General features: G+C 53.8%; 6 protein-coding genes. 4 read left to right on the plus strand and 2 right to left on the minus strand.

Annotation, left to right across the window (positions count from 1 at the left end):
* The first annotated feature begins 3 nt into the window (after positions 1 to 3).
* Positions 4 to 969: an electron transfer flavoprotein subunit alpha/FixB family protein gene (locus JUF10_RS04670; protein WP_203641071.1), complete on the plus strand. Its 966-nt coding sequence runs from the start codon at positions 4 to 6 to the stop codon at positions 967 to 969.
* Positions 970 to 1,632: 663 nt separating this feature from the next.
* Here JUF10_RS04670 and JUF10_RS04675 read toward each other — a convergent pair.
* Together JUF10_RS04675 and JUF10_RS04680 are read right to left on the minus strand one after the other, a co-directional pair.
* On the minus strand, positions 1,633 to 3,351 hold the full coding sequence (locus tag JUF10_RS04675) for a phosphoenolpyruvate carboxykinase (RefSeq protein ID WP_203641072.1): 1,719 nt from the start codon (positions 3,349 to 3,351) through the stop codon (positions 1,633 to 1,635).
* 490 nt (positions 3,352 to 3,841) lie between these two features.
* Complete coding sequence (locus JUF10_RS04680) at positions 3,842 to 4,726, minus strand: LysR family transcriptional regulator (RefSeq protein ID WP_203641073.1); 885 nt, start codon at positions 4,724 to 4,726, stop codon at positions 3,842 to 3,844.
* Positions 4,727 to 4,902: 176 nt separating this feature from the next.
* On the opposite strand from JUF10_RS04680, the gene JUF10_RS04685 reads away from it, so the two are divergent.
* From JUF10_RS04685 to JUF10_RS04695, 3 genes are all read left to right on the plus strand, one after another.
* Entirely contained in the window at positions 4,903 to 6,135 is a 1,233-nt protein-coding gene (locus JUF10_RS04685) for an MFS transporter (protein WP_203641074.1), read from the plus strand.
* 541 nt (positions 6,136 to 6,676) lie between these two features.
* Positions 6,677 to 7,528 carry a quinate/shikimate dehydrogenase gene (locus tag JUF10_RS04690; protein ID WP_203641075.1) on the plus strand — a complete coding sequence of 284 codons (852 nt, stop codon included), beginning with the start codon at positions 6,677 to 6,679 and terminating at the stop codon, positions 7,526 to 7,528.
* Positions 7,529 to 7,540: 12 nt separating this feature from the next.
* Positions 7,541 to 8,359 (plus strand): SDR family NAD(P)-dependent oxidoreductase, encoded by an 819-nt coding sequence (locus JUF10_RS04695; protein ID WP_203641076.1) that lies wholly within the window; start codon positions 7,541 to 7,543, stop codon positions 8,357 to 8,359.
* Positions 8,360 to 8,526: the final 167 nt, after the last annotated feature.

The following is an 8,526-nucleotide window of genomic DNA, read 5'->3' on the forward strand; positions in this document are numbered from 1 at the left end:
GCCATGTCAAAACCAGAACTTTGGGTCATTGCGGAACGCCGCTTAGACCACGTTGAACCCACGACCCAACAATTAATTACCAAGGCTAAGAGTTTAGCTGGCGACCAATTCAAAGTCGTCACGATTCTGCTCGAAGCCACGACCGACCATTTGGAAAACGAACTCACCGCATACGGCCCCGACGAGATCCGCATCGTCCGGGACGACCGTTTTCCAACCGCGACGGACGCCGAACACGCCGATGCCCTGAAACAACTCGTTGACGCTTACCAACCCAACTCGATTTTATTTGGGGCGACCATCACCGGCCGGTCCATCGCTCCTCGACTCCAGGCTAAGCTCCAGACCGGCTTGACGGCCGACTGTCTGGACCTGCGTTTCGATGACGACACCCTGGTCGCCACCAAGCCTTCCTACGGCGACAACATCATGTGCGAAATCATCTGCCCGGACCACCGACCACAAATGGCCAGCGTCCGGCCAAATACCTTCGTCGCCACGCCAGCGACCGGCGACGCCACCATCACCACGGCTACGGTCACCTTCCACCCCGTTGACCGACTCAAAGTAACGACCGCGCGGCCAGTGGTCAACACGGCCACCACGGTCGGTGACGCCAATCGCGTTGTCGCTCTCGGCCGCGGTGCCGCCAGTGCCACCACCATTGATACCGCGACTAAGCTAGCCGAAAAACTCGGCGGTCGCATTGGGGTCTCCCGGCCATTGACCGACCAGGACCGCTTCACCCACGACGACCAAATCGGTCAGAGTGGCAACACGATTCACCCCGAACTGATTATAAACTTCGGGATCAGCGGTGCCGTTCAGTACCTGGTCGGCATGCAGGATTCGCAGACCATCGTGGCCATCAACTCCGATTCGCACGCACCGATTTTTGACGTGGCGGATTACGGGTACGTTGGCGATGCCCAAGCCTTCATAGCCGCCCTCCTCGCGCAGTTCAACTAAGCGGTCGTTGCGGATTGTGAGAAATTGTCCGCCTGCGGCTGCCAGGACTGCGCCTGCTATGGGGATAAGTGCGGGCTTCCGTCTCGCCTGAAAGCCGCGAAGGTCACGCGTCTCTCAGGTCGTCCCACGATGTAACCCGGGAAAGAACCCCGGCTAACATCGTCGACACAGCTTGCTTCGTCCTGGCCTCCTCCGGCTCTGATTTGCTCACTGGTCCGCTAACCGCTTAGTTACCGTGCTAATTAAACTTAACTGTATCAAAAAAACGTAGACGTTATCTGATGACTTTCAGATTGTGTCTACGTTTTATTGTGAAGTGTCATTGTCGCTAAAAAACTGTATTGACCAGTTCTCCTGGCGACCACTGCTAAAAATTAAGCTCAATTCTATACCGACTTCAAGGGAAAAGAACGGACAACTATACGCTCAACCTGTTTCAGTAGTCAGGTATTTCATGGCCAAGCACAATCATAGCCGGAGGAGGCCAGGGAGGCAGCCGTGGTAATTTTATTGGCTGGCAAAGCTAGCCAATAAAATGGGCGACTTTTAAGACGCGTATTTTGCGGCTTAAAAGCGAGCGAGAAGACTGGTGCTCTTCCAGGCTGAAGCGTCCCCACAGCAGGCGGAATCCCTGGCAGCCGCAGTGCGGCAATTCACCGCAATCTATAACGCCAATAGTTCTGCCAACAAGTCCCGAGCCGATTCGTTCAGTTTATCTTGAGACTTGTCATTGCCAAGGTGCGTGTAGATTTCGCCGACGTAGATGTCGTCCTTGAACAATTGGTCGAAGACGGCATCGATGATCGGTTGCGTGGCGGCTTGTTCTTGAACCGGGCCGAACGGGTTGGCGAAGAACGTGGTGCTCATCCCCACTTCATCCGTGGTGCCCAATGCCTTACGTTTACCGGCAACGAAGGTCTCCTCTGCCGACTGCTGGTCCGCAAACCGGTGCACACCGACCGCGTCATCATAGTTGTTCGCGTAGACCCACATGTCGATCTCATGGTGCGCCACGACCCGCGACCAGGTATTGGCCGGAATGATGACCCGCGCGTTTTTCTGCTCGGGATTCATATAAATTCCGCGGTCCATGTTGTTAAAGGCCACCTCGCTGCTCAGGTCGTCGAGACGGACAAAAGCGCCGGTCTCGGTTCCCTGCGCGTACAGCTTGCCTTCAGCCAAGGTAAAACTACCCATGTCATCGAAGATGGTTTCGATGTTGGCAATCTGCTCATCGGCCACCGTTTGCAAGGCCTCAATGGATTCAGACTTGCCGGCACCGGAATCGCCAAAGAACACCACGGTTTTGGTCTGCCCGTTAGTAAAGGTAATCTTGACCATCGACCCGTGAATTGGCAGGCGTTTCTCGGCAATCATGTGCAGGTTGTGCAGCGTCAGGCACATCTTCTTCATGTAACCGAAGTAGGTCGTCTGGTCGTTGTACGGCACCTGGCCGACGTACAGGTCATTCTGCGCATCGTAGAAATAATGGCCGTTTTCGGGTTGGTCATCCCCCGCCACGCCGGGTGTCCCAAACAGCAGGACCAGATCGGGCTTTTTTCCGGCAATTCGGTCGCGGTCGGCTAACTGAAATAAGTTGGCCAGCGCCAGGCCGGATGCCAGGTAGTCACGATGGAAGTAAATGTAGGCCAGACTCTCCCCAATCAGGGCGGGGTAGCAATACCAGTCCTCGTTGGTGCCGGTGAAGTTTTCAATCGGGTTGACCGCGGTCGCCGTAAAATGGCCTTTCCGCTTGTTGCTCTTGGTGTGGAGCATCATTGGCGGCCGCAACATTAGGCGACTCATGAAGCGGATATTTTTCAACGCTTCGTACCCAGTTGGCACCGGCCAATTGACTTTTTGCAACAGGACGCAGGCCGTAGAACCAGCGTTGACTTGCCGGTAAACGTGGTTGGCGTGCCCCTGTAATTTTTCCTCGATCGTCCGGTATAGGCGAATGACTAAGTCGTTAAATTGTTGATCAATCATCATAAATTCACTGGCCATCACATCGTTATGCTTGATGGTCATCGTGGCGACCCGCAGGTAGGTCCGATAATAGGAATAGAGGTCTTCGATGCTCGCTAAAATGGCTGCTGGCTGAAATTGGTCGTACGCGTCCGTCCGGTCAGTCAAAACGGCCTTGATCGTCGTTAGGTAATCGGCGGGCGTCACCAAATTAAAGGTCGTTGCGGGATCGGCATCGGCCGGCGTCTTGGCGCGCTGTTCGGTCAAAAAGAGCTGAACGAACTGAGCCAACTCATCACTGTTGACCAAATCAAAAATACTCGTCATAAAGTGTTCGTTATAGTTCAAAACGGCAACGCTACGGTCCGGGTTGGCATAAAAGGAAGCCAAGTCAATCGGTGCTGGTGTTTGCATGGGAAAACCCCTTTCAAATTTGTTTGTTACGTCGTTAGTGCCAAAATGGTCAGTCAAAACTGGCTGAGAACACGCTGACAACCTTGAATTTTGCTAGTCGGGACATCGGTCCAGAAATGCCGATGCCCCTTGCCATAACAATTAATGTCGCCTGCGCCAGTCAGCCAGCATCGACACCAGTACAATAACCTAGCTGATAAATTGTAACTAGTGCTGCCAGCTAACCACCGTTAGAGCCGTGAGGTCGGCAGATATGGGCTCAGGCGCGTCGTTCTGCTTAGTTAGCGGGTGCTTTCCCCGCTGGCTTAGCAGAAGGCCAAGCTTGAAGACTCGGGTTTTTCGAGGCTTCAAGTTGTGCCCGCACCGTTCCAGCCCATATCTGCCGGCCGGCAAGGCGCCAGTTCCGCCTGTGTTGTCAGTCTTTTGCCACCATTTATATGTAACTTATCCGCTATTTTAGCGTACTTAGGGGCTGGAGGGAAGCAACTTCTTACTTATCCTGCTGGCTGAATAGCTGGAACAACTGGCGAAGAGTCTCGTGCTGCGGATTGTCCGCCTGATACATGGCGTAAATGACCCGCAAGTCTTCCGGCACAGCCACCGGAATTTTGACGACATTAAAGGCTTCCAAATACAGCGTATCCGCCACCAATCCCACCGCAGAAGACGATTGGACCATCCCCGCGATAGAGATCTCATCCGGATAAGCGGCCATCATATTGAGCTGGTCGGCCACTCCTCGTCGTTTCAACGTGCGCTGAACCTTTTGCCCAATCAATAGGTCTGGTGTATAGGTCAAAATATGCGCCCCTACCAGATCGGTCAGCTGTAACTGCTGGCGCTGCGCCCACGGGTGGTCGGGCGCCACGATGACGATGAACGGCTGCTTGAGTAAGGGATGGTACAAGTAGCCTGGCTCCCGACCGTCCACAGCCGCAATCCCCAGGTCCAACGTCTTGGCCGCCAAACCGGCCTGAATCCGTTCGGTCGTCACGCTATGGAGCTCAAAACTCACTTGCCGCGTGTGTTCCTGCTCGAATTCATGCAGGACTTTTGGCAAATAGGTTCCAATGACGGTCGGAATGCAGCCGACCCGAATCGTGATCGGCTGTTGTGAATTCTTCGCAACCACGGCGGCCACGCCATCGTCCAGCGTCTGTAAGCTTTTCTGCACGACCGTCAGGAGCTGCCGACCTGTGTCGGTTAGCACAATGTTCCGTCCCTGCTTGGCAAATAATGTTAAGTTCAGCTCCTCTTCCAACCGATGAATGGCATTGGTCAAGCTGGGCTGACTCACGTGAAGCTCTTGGGCCGCCTGCGTATAGTTCTCCAAACGACCAATACATTCAAAGTAGCGTAGTTGATTTAAGTTCATCCGCATCCCTCTGTTCTTTATTTCACAACTAATAGTCTCAGGCTATGGATCACTTGCCAATCGGTATTGGTATTCCCCTTGAATCAAGCCTACCATAAAAGGCGTAAGGAAGCGCTTCTAAATTCAAGCTCAATCATTCACTTATTCCCTAATTCTACTTAAGGCGGTGTTTTATCATGGATGCTACGCAAACCACTCATATTTCCGGTCACCGGCGGCTCATCTTCACGGCGGCCTTCATCATTATCTTCTGTTGCTCGGCTTCGGCAGCCTTCTCCGTTTTCGCCGACACCCTGGTCAAAGCAACCAGCGCCACGGCTTCTCAAGTGGCCTTGACCCTGACCATCTATCAATTCTTTATGGCCGCATTTGGCATTATTTCCGGTCGGATCATCGACCACTCTTCACCGAAAAAGTTGATGTACGTCGGCGGCTTCATCTTCGGCCTCGGCTGGTTCTTGGGAGCCTTTGCCCACAACATTTGGTTCCTGTATTTCTCCATTGGGATTTTAGCCGGTAGTGGGAACGGACTATTGTACAACCCTTCCCTGCTGACCACGTTAAAATGGTTCCCCGAAAAACGTGGGACGATTTCCGGCTTGCTCCTTGGGGCCGCTTCTCTCGGGCCGCTGGTCTTAGCCAAGGCCGGTGCCTGGCTCTGTGACACCATGGGCGCCAACGGCTTGATGCCAATTGGGATTGCCTACTTAGCACTGATCTGGTTGGTCGGCTGGTTGATGGCTTCACCCGAAACGCCAGCAGAAACCAAGGACCACTCGGCGCCCGCAACCACTGGGAAATCGCCTAAGGAAATGATGGGCTCACTCAACTTCTGGCTGTTACTCTTACTCTTCGCGATTGCCTGCACGGCCGGTATCATGCTGATTGGGTCGTTGTCCTCCATCGCGCAGGTCCAACTTCAATTAACACCCATCGTGGCCGCTAACTTTGTCGTGGTCAACACCTTAGCTAACTTCTTTGGCCGGATGATCACGGGCCGCGCCGTTGATAAATTAGGCGAAACGCAAACGTTGCTGATTATTCTATGCCTCACCATCATCGGCCTGGCGGGCTTACGCTTTGCCGAAAACGTTGCTGTCTTTACCATCTTCTTAATCATCCTCGGCGCCTCATTTGGTGGTGTGCTGGTCGTCTTCCCAACCTTAACCGGCAAGACGTTTGGTCAAAAGTTCTCCGGCACCAACTACGGCATCATGTTCTTCGGCTACGCGATTGGGGCCTTGATTGGACCGCAAATCGCAACGCTGTCCATGAGCCAATCCGCCGGGACCCACGCCTACTACGGCCCTTACTTAGTCGCCATTGGGGTGGCCGTCGTCGGCATCCTGATCGACCTCTACCTGATGCACCAAGGCATTGGGAAACACGCAACTGCTGAAACAAATTAGACAGTCTAAGGTTGACGCACTGCGGCTGCCAGGGATTCCGCCTGCTATGGGGTCGGTTCCAGCCTAAAGTTCAAGGCTTCCACCTCGACTTGAAGCCACAAAAACCGTGTCTTCAAGGTCGTCCCACGATGTAACCCGGGAAAGAACCCCGGCTAACATCGTTGACACAACTGGCTACACCCCTGGCCTCCTCCGGCTTAGATTGAACACAATTGCAGCAAGGTTTGATTCCCAACAGCATTCTAAATTTCACGTTAAGTCAGCTAAACTATAACTACTTTACAGAACTCATTCTCTGTTGACACAGAACCACTACGTAAGCCGAGAGGTCGCCAGATATAGGCCCAGGCGCGTCGTTCTACTTAGTCGGCGTTTTTAGCCGGCTTAGTAGAAAACCAATCTTGGAGACTCGGCACTTGCGAGGCTTCAAGTTGCGTTCGCACCGTTCCGGCCTATATCTGGCGGCCGGTAAGGCGAAAATACCACCATGTTGCCCACAACAACAATCAAATAAGAAAACAAAAATTTGGAGGTAACTATTATGGAAATTGATGGACATACTCGTTTAGTCGGCTTGATTGCGCATCCCGCGGGCCACTCAAAGTCGCCGGCCATGCACAACGCGGCGTTTGCCAAGACCGATGTTAACGCCCGCTTCCTAGCCTTCGACGTGGAACCCGACCAGCTACCGGACGCCATCACCGCCATGCGGACCTTTAAAATGCTTGGCGCCAGCGTCTCCATGCCCTTTAAGCAAGCCGTGATTCCTTTACTAGACCACCTCGACAAGACGGCCGAACTCGTTGGCGCCGTCAACACCGTGGTCAATCACGATGGCGAGCTGACCGGTTATACCACCGACGGCATTGGTTTCGTCGAAGCCCTGAAGGACGATGGAGTCCGCTTGGCCGGTCAAACCATGACGCTGGCAGGAGTCGGCGGTGCCGGAACACCGATCGCCATTCAAGCCGCCCTTTCCGGACTGAAGACGCTCAACGTGTTTAACATCAACGATCCATCCGTCAAGAACGCCAAGCATATCGTTCAGGTCATCAACGAGCAGACCGACTGCCACGCCACCTTCTATCCGCTAGAAGACCGTGACCAGTTCAAACAATCCATCGCTGAAAGCGACATTTACACCGACGCGACTGGCCTGGGGATGGGTAAATTGGTCGACAAGACCTTGGTGGATGATCCAACCTGGTTCCACCCCGACATGACGGTCTTTGACACCGTTTATGCGCCAAGCGTCACCAAGCTCATGGGCGTGGCTCAGCAAGCCAACGTTGCTCACGTGATCAACGGCCAAGGGATGCTCCTGAACCAAGGCGCCGCGGCCTTCAAGCTGTGGACCGGTAAAGAGATGCCACTCAAACAATTAAGCCTTTAGGAGGAATTTACTATGACAGAATGGTTAGGATTAGAAGATAAAGTTTGCGTTGTCACCGGTGCGGTTGGCGGCATGGGCACTAAAATCTGCGAGGCATTGGCCGAACAAAAAGCCACCGTGGTCGCGCTCGACATGGATCAGACCAAGACGGCCGAATTGGTCACTAAATTGATCAACGACGACCACATTGCCGGCCTCGCCGTAAACTGCGACGTCACCAAAGAAGCCAGCGTGCAACGGGCCGTCGACCAGGTGAAGGACACCTTTGGTCACGTTGACGTGGTCATTAACACCGCCGGAATTTTGAAATTTGACCCATTGGAGGACCTCGACTACGCCACTTGGAAACAAGTACTCGACGTTAACTTAAACGGGTACTACTTGGTCACCCACGAATTTGGTAAGCTCATGATCGAACAGAAACACGGCACCTTCGTTCACATTTCTACGGTGGCTAGTGACATCCCCGAAACTTACAGTGGCGCGTACAGCACCAGCAAGGCCGGCGTCAATATGCTCTCCAAGCAGGTCGCTGCGGAATGGGGCATGTTCGGTATTCGGAGTAACGTCCTCGAACCTTGCCTGGTCAAGACGCCAATGTCAGCGGCCTTCTACGCCGACCCGAAAGTTGAGGACGGCCGTAAGCAGTTGACCGCCAGCAAGCGTATCGGGACGACCGAAGACATCGCCAACGCCATCCTCTTCCTGGCCAGCGACCGCTCCAGCTACATCAACGCAGCCGGCATCGCCATTGACGGCGGCTTCAGCGTCATGATGCAGAATCAGATTCCCAAGCCAGGTGGCCGTCGCGGCTTTGCGGAAACCCACTAAAAATGATACGTAACTAAAGGTTGAAAGATAACTTGTCTGCTTCATTCCAGTATTGGTACGAGTTGATACCGCTAAATTAATGTAAATTGGCCGCACTGCGGCTGCCAGGGATTCCGCCTGCTGTGGGGACGCTTCAGCCTGGAAGAACACCAGTCTTCTCGCTCGCT

The organism is Levilactobacillus andaensis, assembly GCF_016861695.1.
Taxonomy (GTDB): domain Bacteria; phylum Bacillota; class Bacilli; order Lactobacillales; family Lactobacillaceae; genus Levilactobacillus; species Levilactobacillus andaensis.

What these genes read in the sequence shown, in the direction of transcription:
- JUF10_RS04670 (WP_203641071.1), top strand. Translation starts at nt 4, where the DNA reads ATGTCAAAACCAGAACTTTGGGTCATTGCGGAACGCCGCTTAGACCAC.
- JUF10_RS04675 (WP_203641072.1), bottom strand. Translation starts at nt 3,351, where the DNA reads ATGCAAACACCAGCACCGATTGACTTGGCTTCCTTTTATGCCAACCCG.
- JUF10_RS04680 (WP_203641073.1), bottom strand. Translation starts at nt 4,726, where the DNA reads ATGAACTTAAATCAACTACGCTACTTTGAATGTATTGGTCGTTTGGAG.
- JUF10_RS04685 (WP_203641074.1), top strand. Translation starts at nt 4,903, where the DNA reads ATGGATGCTACGCAAACCACTCATATTTCCGGTCACCGGCGGCTCATC.
- JUF10_RS04690 (WP_203641075.1), top strand. Translation starts at nt 6,677, where the DNA reads ATGGAAATTGATGGACATACTCGTTTAGTCGGCTTGATTGCGCATCCC.
- JUF10_RS04695 (WP_203641076.1), top strand. Translation starts at nt 7,541, where the DNA reads ATGACAGAATGGTTAGGATTAGAAGATAAAGTTTGCGTTGTCACCGGT.